Annotated in this window: 18 protein-coding genes and 3 tRNA genes; 16 read left to right on the top strand and 5 right to left on the bottom strand. The window is 27.0% G+C overall.

Going from position 1 to position 16428, the window contains the following annotated elements:
• The first annotated feature begins 1019 nt into the window (after positions 1-1019).
• Positions 1020-1101 (top strand) — tRNA-Leu (locus tag Q0J69_RS09820).
• Between the two features lie 14 nt (positions 1102-1115).
• On the opposite strand, the gene Q0J69_RS09815 is transcribed toward Q0J69_RS09820, so the two are convergent.
• The 3 genes from Q0J69_RS09815 to Q0J69_RS09805 form a co-directional block, all read right to left on the bottom strand.
• Positions 1116-2411, bottom strand: a complete 1296-nt coding sequence (locus tag Q0J69_RS09815) for a hemolysin family protein (RefSeq protein ID WP_297206838.1) — start codon at positions 2409-2411, stop codon at positions 1116-1118.
• Positions 2412-2736: 325 nt separating this feature from the next.
• Entirely contained in the window at positions 2737-3651 is a 915-nt protein-coding gene (locus Q0J69_RS09810; RefSeq protein ID WP_297206835.1) for an ATP-binding protein, read from the bottom strand.
• A gap of 163 nt (positions 3652-3814) precedes the next feature.
• A complete protein-coding gene (locus Q0J69_RS09805) occupies positions 3815-4732 on the bottom strand; it encodes a DUF4340 domain-containing protein (RefSeq protein ID WP_297206832.1) in 918 nt (305 codons plus the stop codon).
• 285 nt (positions 4733-5017) lie between these two features.
• Between Q0J69_RS09805 and Q0J69_RS09800 the strand changes: the two genes are divergently transcribed.
• From Q0J69_RS09800 to Q0J69_RS09790, 3 genes are all read left to right on the top strand, one after another.
• Complete coding sequence (locus Q0J69_RS09800) at positions 5018-5308, top strand: hypothetical protein (RefSeq protein ID WP_297206829.1); 291 nt, start codon at positions 5018-5020, stop codon at positions 5306-5308.
• A 66-nt stretch (positions 5309-5374) separates the two neighbouring features.
• Positions 5375-6004 carry a hypothetical protein gene (locus Q0J69_RS09795; RefSeq protein WP_297206828.1) on the top strand — a complete coding sequence of 210 codons (630 nt, stop codon included), beginning with the start codon at positions 5375-5377 and terminating at the stop codon, positions 6002-6004.
• 2 nt (positions 6005-6006) lie between these two features.
• Positions 6007-7002 (top strand): hypothetical protein, encoded by a 996-nt coding sequence (locus Q0J69_RS09790; RefSeq protein ID WP_297206825.1) that lies wholly within the window; start codon positions 6007-6009, stop codon positions 7000-7002.
• Here Q0J69_RS09790 and ruvX read toward each other — a convergent pair.
• Together ruvX and Q0J69_RS09780 are read right to left on the bottom strand one after the other, a co-directional pair.
• The gene (ruvX, locus tag Q0J69_RS09785; RefSeq protein ID WP_297206822.1) at positions 6999-7418 is read right to left on the bottom strand and encodes a Holliday junction resolvase RuvX; all 420 of its coding nucleotides are present in this window, start codon (positions 7416-7418) and stop codon (positions 6999-7001) included. The two genes, Q0J69_RS09790 and ruvX, sit on opposite strands and share 4 nt — an antisense overlap.
• A 1-nt stretch (position 7419) precedes the next feature.
• Positions 7420-8652, bottom strand: coding sequence for a peptidase U32 family protein (locus Q0J69_RS09780; RefSeq protein WP_297206819.1), 1233 nt, complete (start codon positions 8650-8652; stop codon positions 7420-7422).
• Positions 8653-8803: 151 nt separating this feature from the next.
• Here Q0J69_RS09780 and Q0J69_RS09775 point away from each other — a divergent pair, with 151 nt between their 5' ends.
• From Q0J69_RS09775 to Q0J69_RS09720, 12 genes are all read left to right on the top strand, one after another.
• Positions 8804-9694, top strand: coding sequence for a hypothetical protein (locus Q0J69_RS09775; protein WP_297206817.1), 891 nt, complete (start codon positions 8804-8806; stop codon positions 9692-9694).
• Positions 9695-9739: 45 nt separating this feature from the next.
• Positions 9740-10675 carry a hypothetical protein gene (locus Q0J69_RS09770; RefSeq protein ID WP_297206815.1) on the top strand — a complete coding sequence of 312 codons (936 nt, stop codon included), beginning with the start codon at positions 9740-9742 and terminating at the stop codon, positions 10673-10675.
• A 67-nt stretch (positions 10676-10742) separates the two neighbouring features.
• Positions 10743-10815 (top strand) — tRNA-Met (locus tag Q0J69_RS09765).
• 30 nt (positions 10816-10845) lie between these two features.
• Positions 10846-10919, top strand: a tRNA-Met gene (locus Q0J69_RS09760).
• A gap of 28 nt (positions 10920-10947) precedes the next feature.
• A complete protein-coding gene (gene rpsU, locus Q0J69_RS09755; protein ID WP_297206813.1) occupies positions 10948-11157 on the top strand; it encodes a 30S ribosomal protein S21 in 210 nt (69 codons plus the stop codon).
• Between the two features lie 183 nt (positions 11158-11340).
• On the top strand, positions 11341-12972 hold the full coding sequence (gene groL, locus Q0J69_RS09750; protein WP_297206811.1) for a chaperonin GroEL: 1632 nt from the start codon (positions 11341-11343) through the stop codon (positions 12970-12972).
• Between the two features lie 423 nt (positions 12973-13395).
• Positions 13396-13857 carry a hypothetical protein gene (locus tag Q0J69_RS09745; protein ID WP_297206809.1) on the top strand — a complete coding sequence of 154 codons (462 nt, stop codon included), beginning with the start codon at positions 13396-13398 and terminating at the stop codon, positions 13855-13857.
• On the top strand, positions 13850-14611 hold the full coding sequence (locus tag Q0J69_RS09740; RefSeq protein WP_297206807.1) for an AAA family ATPase: 762 nt from the start codon (positions 13850-13852) through the stop codon (positions 14609-14611). Before Q0J69_RS09745 ends, Q0J69_RS09740 begins: the two co-directional genes overlap by 8 nt.
• A 16-nt stretch (positions 14612-14627) precedes the next feature.
• On the top strand, positions 14628-15233 hold the full coding sequence (locus Q0J69_RS09735; protein WP_297206805.1) for a hypothetical protein: 606 nt from the start codon (positions 14628-14630) through the stop codon (positions 15231-15233).
• 120 nt (positions 15234-15353) lie between these two features.
• Positions 15354-15713 (top strand): hypothetical protein, encoded by a 360-nt coding sequence (locus Q0J69_RS09730; RefSeq protein WP_297206803.1) that lies wholly within the window; start codon positions 15354-15356, stop codon positions 15711-15713.
• Between the two features lie 19 nt (positions 15714-15732).
• Positions 15733-16062, top strand: a complete 330-nt coding sequence (locus Q0J69_RS09725; protein WP_297206802.1) for a hypothetical protein — start codon at positions 15733-15735, stop codon at positions 16060-16062.
• Positions 16063-16080: 18 nt separating this feature from the next.
• Positions 16081-16425: a hypothetical protein gene (locus Q0J69_RS09720; RefSeq protein ID WP_297206799.1), complete on the top strand. Its 345-nt coding sequence runs from the start codon at positions 16081-16083 to the stop codon at positions 16423-16425.
• Positions 16426-16428: the final 3 nt, after the last annotated feature.

The following is a 16428-nucleotide window of genomic DNA, read 5'->3' as shown; positions in this document are numbered from 1 at the left end:
ATTATAAGGGCGGGGTATGTTATAAAAATTTTAAAATTTATTTTCATTTTCCCACCCTTTATATTTTCTGCTTTAATATATAATTTATGCGTTATTTTTCTTTTTAATTAATTCTGTTATTATAACTGCCCACCCAAGTATTTTTTAAATTTATAGCCAACTCACCGCACGCAGAACAAATTTAAAACTATATATTTATTTGCAATTCAAATTTATGTTATATTAAAAATTTGGTTTATCGTGCGTTAATGAAAATTATAAATTTAATAAAAACTAGGGTGGGTGTGCTTTTGTAATTAGACGGTAAAATTAATTAGAATTCTATTTTCAATAAAAGCAAAAAATTTATAAGGGCGGGGTATGTTATAAAAATTTCAAAATTTATTTTCATTTTCCCACCCTTCATATTTTCTGCTTTAATCTGTAATTTATGAGTTATTTTTATTTTTAGTTAAAAATAGTTATAGCACTGACCACCCAATCGTTTTTTAAATTTATAGTCAACTAACCGCACGCAGAACGAATTTAAAAATATATAATTATTTGCAATTCAAATTTCTTTATATTAAAAACTGAGTTCAGCGTGCGTTAATGAAAATTACAAATTTAATAAAAGCTAGGTAGGGTATGCTTTTGTAATTAGACAGTAAAATTAATTAGAATTCTATTTTCAATAAAAGCAAAAAATTTATAAGGAGGGTATGTTTAAAAAAATTTTAAATTTACTTACATTTTCCCACCCTTCATATTTTCTACTTTAACCTGTAATTTCTGCTTTATTTTTCTTTTTAATTAATTCTGTTATTATAACTGCCCACCCAAGTATTTTTTAAATTTATTGTGAACTAACCGCACGTTTTTAATATAACTATATAAAAATACGAAATTTTAACATTTCTATAAAATAATTTTTATATCTAATCTTGTCAAGTACTCCTTAAATAATGTTATTACTATATTTTAAGTATTTGACAAAATATGATTATAGTATATAATATAATGCGTTTATAATGATTTAGGCTCGGGTGGTGGAATAGGTAGACACAACAGCTTGAGGTGCTGTCGGGTAACACCGTGCTGGTTCAAGTCCAGTCTCGAGCAAATTCATATTTTTATTATTTTGAATCTTCTTCCTTTTCTTCTTTTATATCTATTTTATTTACTATTACCTTATCTATTCTAGCACCATCCATATCAACAATTTCTATATTTAGATTTTTCCATTCTATAGATTCTCCCTCAGAAGGAACATGCTGCAGTAATTCAAGTATTAATCCGCTTATAGTATTATATGTGTTGGATGCATTCTCATCTTCTATTTCAAAATATTCTAAAAAATCATATATAGGACATTGTCCGTCTACAAACCATCCGCCGTTTTTTCTTTTCTTTATATCTTTGCTTTCCTTACCCTCTGATACGGAACCTACCAATGCTGAAAATATATCGCTTTGAGTTACCATACCGTCTATATTTCCAAACTCATCAGATATAAGACCTATTTTAGTTTTATTCTTTTTCATCTCTTCAAGAACTAAATATACTTCCATGTTATTATGAAAATAATTAGCCTTTTTAACAAATTTTTCTATTTTTGATTTTGAATTGTTTAATTTATCAAATACATCTGTTACTCTAATAACCCCTACAATATTATCAAGATTATTGTCAACAACAGGGTAGGCTGAAAATGAATGTTTTGATATAATTTTTTTTATTTCATCATTGCTCATATTGATATCTAAAAATACTATATCGCTTCTATGTGTCATTATAGACTCAATTTTTCTATCACCCAAAAAGAATGCCCTCTCTATAATATCCTGTTCTATATCTTTAACCTCTCCGCCTTGTCTTCCTTCTTCTATCATTGATTTGATTTCCTCTTCTGTTACAGGGCTTTTATCATCTTTTATTCCCAAAACCCTTGAAACTATAGAAGCACTTTTTGACAGTATCCAAACAAATGGAGCACCTATTTTTGAAAGTATAGTCATAGGTCTTGACACAACCTTTGCTATTTTTTCAGGCATAACCATTCCTATTCTTTTAGGTACAAGTTCTCCGAATATTAAAGTTAAATATGTTACTAATGCCACTACTATTACCTGTGCTATTATATGGGTATATGTTTGAGGTATATGAATTTTTGTGAGTATATTTGAAAGCTCTTTTGCAACAGTATCTCCTGAATATATACCTGTTAATATACCTATAAGCGTTATTCCTATCTGTATAGTAGATAAAAATTTGTCTGGGTCATTGGCTAGAGATAATGCTGTGGCTGCTCCCTTATTACCTTCTTTACTGTCTTTCATTAATGATGTTTTTCTTGCTGAAATTACCGCTATTTCAGACATGGCAAATATACCATTTAAAAGTATTAACACTATTATTATTATTATATCCATTTATATTTTATCCTTTATATATAATTTTTTAAAAATATTGCTGATTAATAATTGCATATTAAAATAATATAGAAATATATTTTTATGTTTTAAAGAATGATAAGTATTGAAAGTACTATCTCCTAACAATAATTAGGAGTTTTAAATAATTAAACCGCTGCATAAAAGATTTATTTATAATCCTATTAAACTAATAATATTTATGTATAGTATAATATAAATATTAAAAAATTACAAGATATAATATAAATATTTTTTACAATTTATAAAAAGCATCCTATATATTTGAGTATATAGGATGCTTATAATATGATATATTAATAAATTATAATTCTATTTTCTTGATTAACCCTGTAGCAAGTTCTGGTATATATATGGTTTCATTAATTACATCTATATCAGCAGCACCTTTCAATGAGCCTTCTATTTTTTCTAATTGCTCTTTTGTGTTTAAATCGAATGTATAAATGCATGCATTAGTACCGCCTTCTCCCCAATCTGTAACATATAATTTATTATTATATACTGCTATACCGTCTAATCCTCCGCTTCCTATTATAGAATCAGTCCATTTATCTAATCCTGTACCATCAGAGTTAAAACAATATATATATCCTGTATTATCTCCTCCCATAAATCCGCTTGTGGCAACATACAGTATTCCGTTATCAAATGCTATGCCGTTAGCACCATAAACATTATCAACAGTGTTTATAATAGAAAGTGATGAATTATTTTCTATTTTTATTATGTATACTTTGCTGTTTCCTGTATCTGTAACCGCTATAGTTTCATTATCTATGGATACTATATCATTTAATAGTTTAGCTTCATCTATAGTTAATCTTGTTATTATGGTATTATCTTTAACATTTCCTAGAACTACATTTCCAGATAAACCATTATCTCTATCATGATCTGCAATTGCAATAATATCATCAGTTATAAAATAGAATCCTCTAGGACCATCTAGTTCTCCATCAAAAAGTTTTATGGGATTGGAGCCGTCTTCATTAACACATAAAAAAAATCCATCTCTAGTTTTATTATCTTCTCCAATATTTGAAATATACAGTTTTCCATTTCTTAATCTAATACTTTCTGGAGAGGAAGTGCCTTCAACATTTATTGTTACAGCTTCTTTTATGCCGCTATTAGATGAAGAAGTTTTTTCTGTATTATTATTTGAACATGAAATGATAAATATTATACAAAATAATACAGCTGTTATTTTATTCATAGTTAAACTCCTTAATGTTTTTACTAACTCTATATTATTTTTTGTATATATCAATATAAAAATTTGAAATAATTTATTATGTAATAAATTTCCTGAAACAAATATAATCTATAAAAAACAAGTATTTTTAATATTTATTATTACAAATTATTTTTGTTATAATCTATGCTGTTATTTTATTGATAGCTTCTTCTAAATTATTAAAAGCAGAATCAGATAAATAATATCTATTGCTGTCATTATCTGATGTAATTTCATATTTTCCATCATTCATTTTGTTTAGAATGCTGTATGATAAAGTACTGCCTTCAGATGTTTGTATGCTTATCTTGTATAAAGATTGATTTTTTGCCATATTATTATCTTCTATTAATCCGTCAGCTTTTAAATTAGCCATTGCAAATACACTTGAATAGGCATCATTTACAGATATTGAATTGTTATTCCAAGTTTTAATCCAGCTGTTTTCATCATCCTTTGATTTTTCTAAAGTGTATGAGTTATTATTGTATTCTATAGTTATTTTTTGTATATTATCATGTCGTATGGAAGATATTGTTTTATTTATAAAATCGCTTTCTGTTTTATCGAATATATCTTTAGGATTTGAAGATGTATTTCCAAGCAAATATATATTTTTATCATTTGCTATTTGACCGTATACAGTATTTCCTATCGTTGATTTCATTCCGAATTTTATATTTCTAATTTCTTTTGAAGAATTGTCTAGTACCGTAACAGTTAATATTTCATCATCTGATAATTTATATTTTTGCAAGGCTTCTGCATCGCCTCTTGAAACTATTTCTACAGGCTGTATATTGTATAATACATTTGTCATTGATTCTATTAAAGAATTATCTGCATTATATTTATCATTTACAGTCCATTTATTATCTGTTAATTTTATTGATATATTCTCTTTATCAGCTCTATTTATTTTTATTTCTGTTATATTTGAATTTATTGCTTTTAAATTAGGTAATGAATATCCTTTATTTTTTAAGAATATTGTTATTGTTAGTATTATAGTTAAAATTATTATTATAGAGATTAGAGTTATGTATTTTTTATTTATCATTTAAATATTTTCCTTTTTTAGTTAATATATTATACTAAAAATGATATAATTGTAAAGTATTTTCATTATAAAACAGTATCTATTAATAATAGTAAATTCAAAATTATCAAAAAATAATACGTAATTTTTATTGTAAAACTTCTTTTAATCTAAAAAAATCATAATTTACATTATATATCTACATATTCATATATATAGTGCAATCCTTTCTGATTTTATTTATATAATTAACATTTTTTATTTAGCAGTATAAAATAAAATCATTAATTACAAAGGAGAGAGCAGATGAAAAAAATGCTTGTTTTAGTATTTATAGTTGCCTTATTTGCCACATCATGCATAGCACAGCATAAGCATATAGTAGGCAATGGTCCTCAAACAGGAGTTTCAGTATCAAGAAAGCAGTGGTATGCATTATGGGGATTGGTTCCTGTAGGTTTTGTGGATACTCATCAATTAGCAGGAAATGCTCAAAATTATGAGGTATATACTAGATCAAATGCCGGCGACTTTTTCTTAAACCTTTTAACTGGATTAGTATCTTTCACAAGTAGAACTGTTACAGTTACAAAGTAAAAATCAATCATAATTTATAAGGGCTGTTATAATATAATTTAATAGCCCTAAAATAAACGGACTTGTATGAATAAATATTTTTTAATTTCTTTAATTTTTGTATTATTTACATTAAGCTGCAGCAATAACAATAATAAAGAATATGATGCTGTGAGCAATAATGATTCTAAAGATATATTTTCAAATAGGGATATAATTTTTAAAAATTTGGAATTGAATAATGAAGAAGATAATTCAGTAAAAAATACCAATGAATATTCTATTTCAAATGCAGGAGTAAAATTTGCTCCTCCTATAAATTCTATTAAATTGTCTGATAAGGAAAGAGATGATATCATATCTCAAACAGGATACGGTAAGGATTATTTTTATACAGACAGCATGTTTATAGATGAAAATATAAAAATAACATGCTTGGCAGCCTATATGAAAAAAGATGAGGTATCATTGGATAATTTTATTAATTTTATAAGAAGCATGAAAAACGGTAATAATTTTACAGAAGAGTATTATATAATAAACGGCAGGAAAAATATTCAATTTAAAATAAATATGGACAATAATACATTTTTATTATATACAATTTTTGAACCTAAAAATGATTATTATTTTATATTGAATTATACTTTTCCAGTATCTTATTTACATGATTCAATTATTAGGATAGGCAGCTCATTAAGTTCAGTTAGATTTTAATTATGAAATATAAATTTATTATATTAATACTAATATTTTTAGGTGAATTATATCCTCAAACTAATTCATTTAAAGAAAAAATGGATTTTCATTCTAAAGAGGTTAAATCAGAGTGGAAATTTAATCCTTTAAGAGTTTATGAAACAGATAAATATTTGTATGGATGGCTTGATCCTGAAGTTTATAATTGTAAATATTGGATAGGCGATATATTTAGTATAGAAGATATGTATAATAATGGAAATTACCGTTTTGATAAAATGTCATTTTTTCATCAGCCTACTTTAGCTACAGAAATAAATCCTATAGTATTTAATTATAAAGATAAGCATAGATTCAAAATAGGTGTAGGTTTTTTAACACAATTTTTTTTATCAGTTTATAATCCAGATTATAAAATATTTTACGGAGAGAGTTTATTTTACGGCACTTATATGCAAGTAGAAGCATACTTTGATTATATATACAATGATGTTTTAAGGTTTAGATTTACGCCAATACGTCATATATGTACTCATATAGGAGGGGATATACTAGGAGATAATGAACTTTATGATAGAAACAAAGAAGAGTTTAGGGACTCGAGTATAGAACTTATGCATTTTTCTCTTCACTATAAATATGGTTATTTTACATTTTACGGAGGCTTCTCATTTGCTATGACAGGATTTGACGAGTCTAATTTTGTAAATTTATTTGGATTATATTATGGTACAGATTTCAGATATCCGTTATGGGGAGAAATAAGCTTAATAACAGGATTTTATTTAGGAGCAAGCTATGATAGGATCAACACTGTATTAAGAAGAAATAATACTGACGGATACAATATAGTGAATAGTTATGATAAATGGTTTCCTTCTATTTCAGTTGGAATAGGAATAGAGATTTACAGATTTGTAATAGGTGTTAAATATGAATATATGCGTTCAAGACAATTATATGCATATAGAAAAATGGAAAATAAATTAGGATTGGAAGTTTCTCTTTTCTTTTAATTATTATGTTTATTTAATGTATTTAAATAATTTTCTAATATTAAAACAGCAGCAATTAAATCATTTGCTTTTTTTTTGACATTTTTCTTTTTTCCTCTAAGTATAAAATCAGCCTCTTTAGAAGTGCCGTATTCATCAACAAAAACAATATTAACTTTTACACTTTTTAAAAGAAACTCAGAAAAGCGTCTTATTTCAGAACACCATTCACTTTCTTTTCCTTCATCAGATAGAGGAAGACCAAAAACAACAGTATTTATTTTCTTTTCTTCTATTATATCCATCAAAGCACGCTTAACTTTTCTTGCATTGCTTTCTTCTATAAGTCTGCATGGAAAAGGAATTTTTATATCCATATTCACAAATGCAGTTCCAGTTTTTTTTCTACCGAAATCTACTCCTAATACAGTTTCCATATTATTCTTCTGCTGTTATAATATCATATTTTTTAAAATCATGAGCTCCTGATTTTATATAGGCATTATCTATATTTCTAATATTGTCAACTTCTACAAACTCATTTTCTTCTGTTTTTATAAATAATTTGAATCTGTTATCATTATGATTTATAAAATCTTTTCCTATATATACTAAATTGTCTCCGTTTTTTATAGTGTTGTATACGGTAATTTTTGCATATTCATCTCCGTCATCAGCAATCATACCCATGAGTCTTCTTCCTTTAAGATATCCTTTAAGAGTTGGTTTTATATTATCTCTTCCGAAATAAAAACCAGTATCGCTTTCTCTTCTGCTTATAGTATCAAGTTCTTTTAAATAACTTGCAATAGGCTCTTTTTTTATTGCTTCAGGGTAGGATTCGTATCCTATTCTGTCAAGTAAGTCTAATAATACTCTATAAACTCTAACCGTATTAGCAACATAATACACACTTTTCATTCTTCCCTCTATCTTTATTGAGTCAATACCAGCCTTCTGAAGTAAATGCAAATATTCTGCCATCTGTAAATCTCTGCTGCTTAATATTGTAGAATGATCTTCTCCTTCTTCTATTTCCATGAACTCGCCAGGTCTTGTTTTTTCTTCTATGTATGTTTTGAAATTCCATCTGCAAACCTGAGAGCATTCTCCTCCATTAGCATCTCTGTTATTTAAAAAATTGGAAAGCAGACATCTTCCAGAATATGACATGCATACAGCCCCATGTACAAATGTTTCTAATTCCAAGTCTGTATTATCTCTGATTTCTTTTATTTCATCTAATGAAAGTTCTCTTGCAAGTATTATTCTGCTTGCTCCCAATGTTTCATATATTTTACATGAATAGCTATTTGTAACGGAAGCCTGAGTGCTTATATGAATATCAGCTTCAGGTATTATTTCTTTTACTATACCAAGTACTCCCAAATCAGAAACTATAAAAGCATCTATATTTATATCTCTAATTTCTTTTAGATATTCTTTCAAATTATTTTTATCATATTCATGCAAAAACGCATTTAAAGTTAAGTACATTTTTTTATTTAATTTTTTTGCTGTTTCTCCGCATTCCGCCAATTCTTCTATTGTAGTATTTTTGCTTTGATGTCTTAAATTAAATAATGATCCGCCTATATATGCTGCATCTGCTCCATAATGATATGCCACTTCTAATTTTTCTTTATTTCCTGCTGGTGCCAAAAGTTCCATTTTTTATATATCCTAATTAGTTTTTAATTATTCTATATTAAAATCAGCAAAAAGTATATATTAATTTAAATATTATTATCTATATTATTATTTTAAATATAATGTATAATATATAGTATAATTTAAATGAAGTTTATCATGGGGTATATTTATGGATCATAAGGAGATAAAACATTTAAGGGATGAATTATTCAATGGAGAATATTCGAATATATTAAAGCCTTTATCAGCAGGTAATACTTTTTTAGTAAGATCTACATTAGAATCTTATATGAGAGAGTTCACTGAGAAAAAGAAACTGCATGCGATAGAGTTATTTACTTCTGAGAATTCTAAATTAAATTATGAAGATGACGGCAGTGTTTTGAAGGTTATAAAAGATTTGATTGATAATAAAAACATAGCTGGCATTGAAAATATAGATTTTGATTTAACAGCTAATAATGCTTTGCTTTACGGAGATTTTGTAAGATTTATTTATGCTTTTTATTTTGGAGGTTATAGAGAAGAGCTTAATTTGCTTGTAAAAAGTGTATATGAGCTTATTTCAAAAATTTCTCATAATTTGGTAAGCAGTTTTCTTAATACTAGTTATATTAATAAGGTTAGTATAGTTATAACAGCATCTATATATAGAAGTATACTTGATGTGCTTTCAGATTTTTCAGAAATAGCAGGAGATGCTAGGTCTAGGGCAGAAGTTATGTATTATAAAAGTTATATTACATGCAATGTTATGGCTAATTATAGAGGATTAGTTGGTCCTGATATGATAAAGACTGGATTATGTTTTGAGGAGATAGAGGACTTTGAAAAGGCAGAAAAGATATACGAAGCTATTATAAGTGATTTTGAATGCGTATTATCAGGTATTACATATAATTTTGATAAATATGATGCTAAGGATAAAGCAGAAGATTATGTTTCTTTAGTTTCATTATGGCAGGCTTGCGACGGCATAAATAGAATAGAAAATATTAATAAATATGATGCCAAAATGGAAGCAATAGAAGAGGCTATAAAAAAACTTAATAGTATGTAAATAATTAATATTGATATATAAGCATTTTTATGTTAATATACGTATATGGATAGTAAATTTAATATAGAAATATTCGATGATGTAGGTGTGTTAAAAGAATTGGCTAAAACTTGGCATGCTTATTATAATTTTAGAATGTCCTGTATATCATTAAAAAATTCTGAATATCTTTTAAGTATTTTATCATTAATATTAAATCCTGATAATCATTATGAGTTTAAAGATATTGCTATTATATCATACAGCATATTAGAGGAGTATCAGTCTAAGCATAAGGAATTTAAAATATTAAATGAGTTTTTATATAAGGATTATAATTCTGAAATTTTTTCTAAAATAGTTAGTATGCTTGAGGATAGAGATATTTTTATTGATAAATCTTATGATGATAATATAGCATATATAGATAGTTTGGATTTGGATCCATTATTAAAACTTTTAATTTATCAAAGGGTATCTTATGAATATGTTAAGGAATTAAAGAGTTCTTTTATTATATGCAGAGTTGTTTTTAATCTTTATTCATGTAAATTAAAGTTATTAGATAATCCTATACTTTATCCTTATCAATTTTTTGTAAACTGTATGAATAATGATTCTAATATAGAATCTATTAAAACATATTTAAAATTTTTACGAGGTATATGTTTGTATGCTGTTGATACTATAGAATTTGTGAATAAGAATTTACTTGAGCTTAAGAATAGATTATCCAAAAATAAGAATTTTAAGAAAGCAGCAAATCCTAACATATTTTCTATCATATTTACAACACCATATATAAAAATAGTAGATTTAATGTATATGTTTGAATGGAAGCGTGATAAAGCAGCAAGATTTTTATCAAGATTAAAGGATGAGGGTCTTTTTGTAGAAACTAAGATAAAAAAAGAAAAATTGTTTATTAATAAATATATAATAGATTTATTTGAATCTGGTAAAAATGACAAACCCGATGAATTTTTAAGTAAGTTTGTATAAAAATACTTGACATTTTTTTGAAAACATGTAAAATAGTTTAAATGTTTAATATTGTATATTTTTACATCGCGGGGTGGAGCAGTTGGTAGCTCGTTGGGCTCATAACCCAAAGGCCGTAGGTTCAAGTCCTGCCCCCGCTAATAGCCGAAAATATTTTAGGCTTGTTTTTCGGCGGCGTGGCTCAGGTGGTTAGAGCATGCGGCTCATATCCGCAGTGTCAGGGGTTCAAGTCCCTTCGCCGCTAATATTTTATAAAAAGGCAGGTGAGTTAATTGGTACGTGTATTCGCTAATGAAGGTGAACAAATAGAAAGCGTTATTAAAAGATTCCGCAGAGCTTGTGAGAACGAAGGTATTTTACAAGACCTTAAAGAAAAGCAGTTCTACAAAAAGCCTTCTCTTGAGAAAAAACTTCAGAGAGAAAAAGCTCTTAAAAGAATGAAAAGAAAAATTAAAAAAGAACGCAGACTTGGTTTACTTTAATAGTCATCTGTATTTTTTATTTAAAAGCATTGGTATTTTTAATATCAATGCTTTTTTAATAAATACAGTATACTTGAAAATATTTATTTTTTAGTGTATAATTCATTCAATTTTAAAATGAAATAATTTTAAAAGTTTAATATGCTAATAATTTTTATTTATAATATTTAAGGAGAAAAATGTATGGCAGCAAAACAGCTATTATTTGATGAAGAAGCTAGACGTGCCCTTATGCGTGGGGTAGATGCTTTAGCTAATGCCGTAAAGGTAACTTTAGGACCTCGTGGACGTAACGTTGTTATAGACAAAAAATTCGGTCCTCCTACTATAATAAATGATGGTGTAACTATCGCTAAAGAAATAGAATTAGAAGATCCATTTGAAAATATGGGTGCTCAAATAGTTAAAGAAGTTGCTACTAAAACTAACGATGTTGCAGGCGATGGTACAACTACTGCTACAGTTTTAGCTCAGGCTATGGTTAAAGAAGGTTTAAAAAATGTAACAAGCGGTGCTAATCCTATGCTTATTAAAAGAGGTATAGAAAAAGCAGTTAATGAAATAGTTGCTCATATTAAATCTGAAGCTAAACATATTAAAGGCAAAGAAGAAATTGCTCAAGTTGCTACAATTTCTGCTAATAATGATAAGGAAATAGGTACTTTAATCAGCGATGCTATGGATAAAGTTGGTAAAGAAGGTGTTATTACTGTAGAAGAAGCTAAATCTTTAGAAACAAGCCTTTCTTTAGTAGAAGGTATGCAGTTTGACAGAGGTTATATTTCTCCATATTTTGTAACTAATGGGGATAGTATGACAGCAGAATTAGAGGATGCTTTGCTTCTTATTTATGATAAAAAAATATCTAATATGCAGGAGCTTCTTCCTATACTTGAACAAATAGTACAAACTGGAAGACCATTCCTTATTCTTGCTGAAGATATTGAAAATGAAGGTTTAGCTACTTTAGTATTAAACAAAATGAAAGGTGTTTTAAAAGTTTGTGCTGTTAAAGCTCCTGGTTTCGGTGATAGAAGAAAAGCTATGTTAGAAGATATCGCTATTCTTACTGGCGGACAAGTTATCAGTGAAGAATTAGGTATGAAACTTGAAAATGCTACTATAGAACAGCTTGGAAAAGCTAAAAAAATCACTGTAGATAAAGAAAATACAACTATAGTTGAAGGTGCTGGAAGCAAGGCAGATGTTCAGGCTAGAGTTGCTACTATTAAAAAACAAATAGAAGAAACTGACAGTGATTATGACAGAGAAAAATTACAAGAAAGATTAGCTAAACTTTCAGGCGGTGTTGCTGTTATAAATATAGGTGCTGCTACAGAAGTAGAAATGAAAGAGAAAAAAGCTAGAGTAGAGGATGCTTTATCTGCAACTCGTGCTGCTGTTGAAGAAGGTGTAATTCCTGGCGGCGGTATCACTTACTTACATGCTCAGCATAAACTTGAATCTATTGCTGTAGATAATGCTGATGAGCAGGTTGGTGTTAATATAGTAAAAAGAGCTATTGAAGAGCCTATAAGAATGATAGCTACAAATGCTGGTTTAGATGGTTCTGTTGTTGCTATTGAAGCTAAAAAACAAAAAGGTAATATGGGTTTCAATGCTCTTACTAATGAATGGGTTGATATGCTTAAAGCTGGTATTATTGATCCTGCTAAAGTTTCAAGAAGTGCTTTACAAAATGCTGCTTCTATTGCTAGCCAAGTATTAACTGCTGAAGTTATTATTACTGATATACCTGAACCAGAAAAAGCAATGCCTCCAATGCCTGGCGGCGGAATGGGCGGTATGTATTAATAAACAGCCTATTTAAGATTAGAATAAAAAATAATCATATAAATGAAAAAGCCTCAGTATTTTACTGAGGCTTTTGTTTTATATATTAAAAAATATTGACAAATGCTAAAAATATTATATACTCTAATATATAGAATTATTAAGGATATTATAATGCATAATCGCATCGCATCGCATCGCATCGCATCGCATCGCATCGCATCGCATCGCATCGCATCGCATCGCATCGCATCGCATCTAAATAAAATTTATAAATTATTTTATATATTAATGATACCTAAGTTCATTATTCATTTTTGTATTGCATTTTATCAGATTAATTTAAATAAATTTTTATTATTAATAAATTTTCAAATTAGTTATTTTAGCAATTTGAATATACAAATTTGCAATAAATAAAAAATTTAATAAAAGGAGAAAAATATGGGATTGTTTGATTTTTTAGAGGATGCTTTTGATGCAGTAACAGATCTTGCAGGTGAAGCTCTTGAAGTAGCTATGGATGTCGGAGAAACCATAGGTGATGCTGTAGGGGATGTTGTTGATGGGGTTAGAGATATTGCTGAAGATGTATTAGATGGTATTTTTGATTGCGGAGATGCTATAGTATACGGACTATGTTCTACTGTTGGTACTGGTGTGGCTGGGGTAATTGGATATATTACAGGACTATTTTCAAATGCTAAAAAAATTAAAGTTGGACAATATACAGAGGAACAAAAAATTGCTTTGAATAAAAGAATAAATGAGAATTTGAAGACTAACAATGTTAATTATATAGATGCAGGAATACTTAAAAGAGTATATGTGGAAGATGAAAATGGCGATTATTTGGGTAATGTTCCTCTAGAAACAGAAGTAAAAGAAGGTGTTTATTATGTCTAATTCTATTAAAGAATTATATGAAATAAACAAAAATGATATTCATAATAATAACTCATCATATAAATTATTATATGATGAGTTGTTAGATAAGCTTAATAGATTTGAGATTAAAGATGATAATTTGAATACTTTTTATATTTATATAGTTTATTCTCCTAATGATTTTAAAAACATTTCTAATAGGGGTAATATTATATATGCTTATGAAAAAGAAGTTGAATTTAATTCAGAGCAGGAAATAAAAATATCTCTATTTAAAACTCAGATAGACTTTATAGAAAAAAATATTATTAAAGAAAACAAATTAGATGTAAAAGTAATAATCGCATTTAATTGTAAAAAAGAGGTTATAGAAAATAAATATTTTATAAATACAGATAACTCAAAAAAAGAAGAAGTCAAACTTAATGTATTTCCAATAGAGCCTAAATATAATATGAGTCAAATTATATTGAATGATTCTACATTTGAAGAGATACAAAAGGTTTCTACATTAATAAAAAATATACAAAAAATCTATTATGATTGGGGATTTTCTGAAATAGACCCTGTTCCAAGATGTATAGTTAATTTTTATGGTCCTCCTGGTACGGGAAAGACTATGTCAGCACACATAATAGCAAGTGAGCTGAATACAAAAATATTGCCTTTAAATTATTCTGATATTGAATCAAAATTTGTAGGAGATGCCCCTAAAAATTTGGTTCAGGCATTTGAAATAGCTAAAAGGGAAAATTGTCTTTTATTTTTTTGATGAGGCGGATTCTTTTTTGGGTAAACGTATTACAAATGTATCTTCCAGTTCGGATCAGGCAGTTAATTCTTTGAGAAGTCAGATGCTGATACTTTTAGAATCATTTAATGGAGTTGTAATATTTGCAACTAATTTGCATGAAAATTATGACAGTGCTTTTGAGAGCAGAATTTTAAGGCATATTAAATTTGAACTTCCTGATAAAGATATAAGATTGAAAATTATAAAAAAGATGATACCGTCAAAAGCTCCTATTGATAGAGAAGTATTTGATGATGAATATTTAATGTCTTTGAGTGAAATAATAGATGGTTTTTCACCTAGAGAGATAAAAAATACTATTTTAGAAGTTTGTATATCAAGTATACAAAAAAATGCTAAAATGGATAGAAAATTATTTGATGAGGTATTCAGTAAATCAAAGGAAAAATTTGAGCAATTAAAAGCTAAATCAAAGGCTAAAAAAGATAATTTAAGTTCGCAGATAAAAGATAATTTGGACAATAAAAATTATAATGTTCAAACAGAGGATGGCAAATATGTAGATGCTAAAGATATTGATGACAGTTCAGATAAATGTAATGAAAATAATGATAATTTAAATGATGAGAAGAATGTATAAATATAAATTAATAATGGAGATATAAAAATGCAATATAATTTTGATAAAAATTCATTAACAAAATTAAAAAAATAGTTAGAAGAATTTACTGTTAAATTAGGTGATAGTATAAAAGATATATTGGAAAAACTTAATTTAGGTGATGAGTTTAATGGAGTACCTGAAGAAAAACTTATAGAAGAATTAAAGAAATCTTGGAATCTTGAGGAATTAGAATTAGAAGAATTAACATTAGAAAAATGCATAGAATTAGTTAAATCAGAATTTAATCCTAAAAAGAATGCATCAGCTTGTATTTTGAATAAAAATAATATTGATAAAAGTATAAAGTTTAAATATGAAATTCATATATGTTTTATAGATAATAAGAATGAACCTATTTTAGATGGCGGTTCTAAACGCTGGCTTATTTATACAAATAAGTTGGATAATAATTTGATAAATCAATTTGGTAATAAAGATATGATTGTGTTGAAGTAATTAATCGGAGTAATATTATATGTTTTCTTTTATATTTGAGATAATAAGTTCTATATGGGATTTTATTAAACACATATTTGTTCAGATTGTTAGTTTTGTAAAAAATATATTCAGTTTCTTTAAAAATAGAAATAGAATGCAGAAACTGCAGCAGGATAAAAATGTTTTAGCAACTACTATTAAGCAAAATCTTGAGGATGGGAATGTCAATGTTATAAATTGTTTATATGATAAAAATAGAGGGGAAGTTATTGATTATGAGGAGGATGCGGTTGGTATAGAAGCTGAGGATTTAGACAGTGAAACTAGAAGAGCATTTGGTAATAAGGATATGATAATATTGCAATAAGTTTAAGGTATAAAAAATATGCTGTATAAAATAGTAAAAAAAATTTTAAGTTTTTTCCCTTTTCTTAATAAAGAGGATTATTTAAAAAATGTGGTAGAAAAAGATATACTAAAAATGGAGGACTTGATAACATTTTTTAAGAGTGAAGATATTATGGAAAATCTAAAATCTGATGCCAATATTTTAGCTGTTTCTACAATATCAAAAGATAGAGATTATTATAAAATAATATGTACATTATATAATAATGAGAAAAAAGAAGTTTTAATTGATGATAATTTATCTGTAATGTTTAAATCTAAAGATATAGATGATGATTTAAAAAAAGCCTTTTCTGATAAGGATATGATTGTATTTAAATAATAT

This window comes from uncultured Brachyspira sp., assembly GCF_944388875.1.
Classification (GTDB): Bacteria; Spirochaetota; Brachyspiria; order Brachyspirales; family Brachyspiraceae; genus Brachyspira.
The sequence above is the reverse complement of the archived record's forward strand: the minus strand, read 5'-3'. Positions and strand labels throughout refer to the sequence as shown.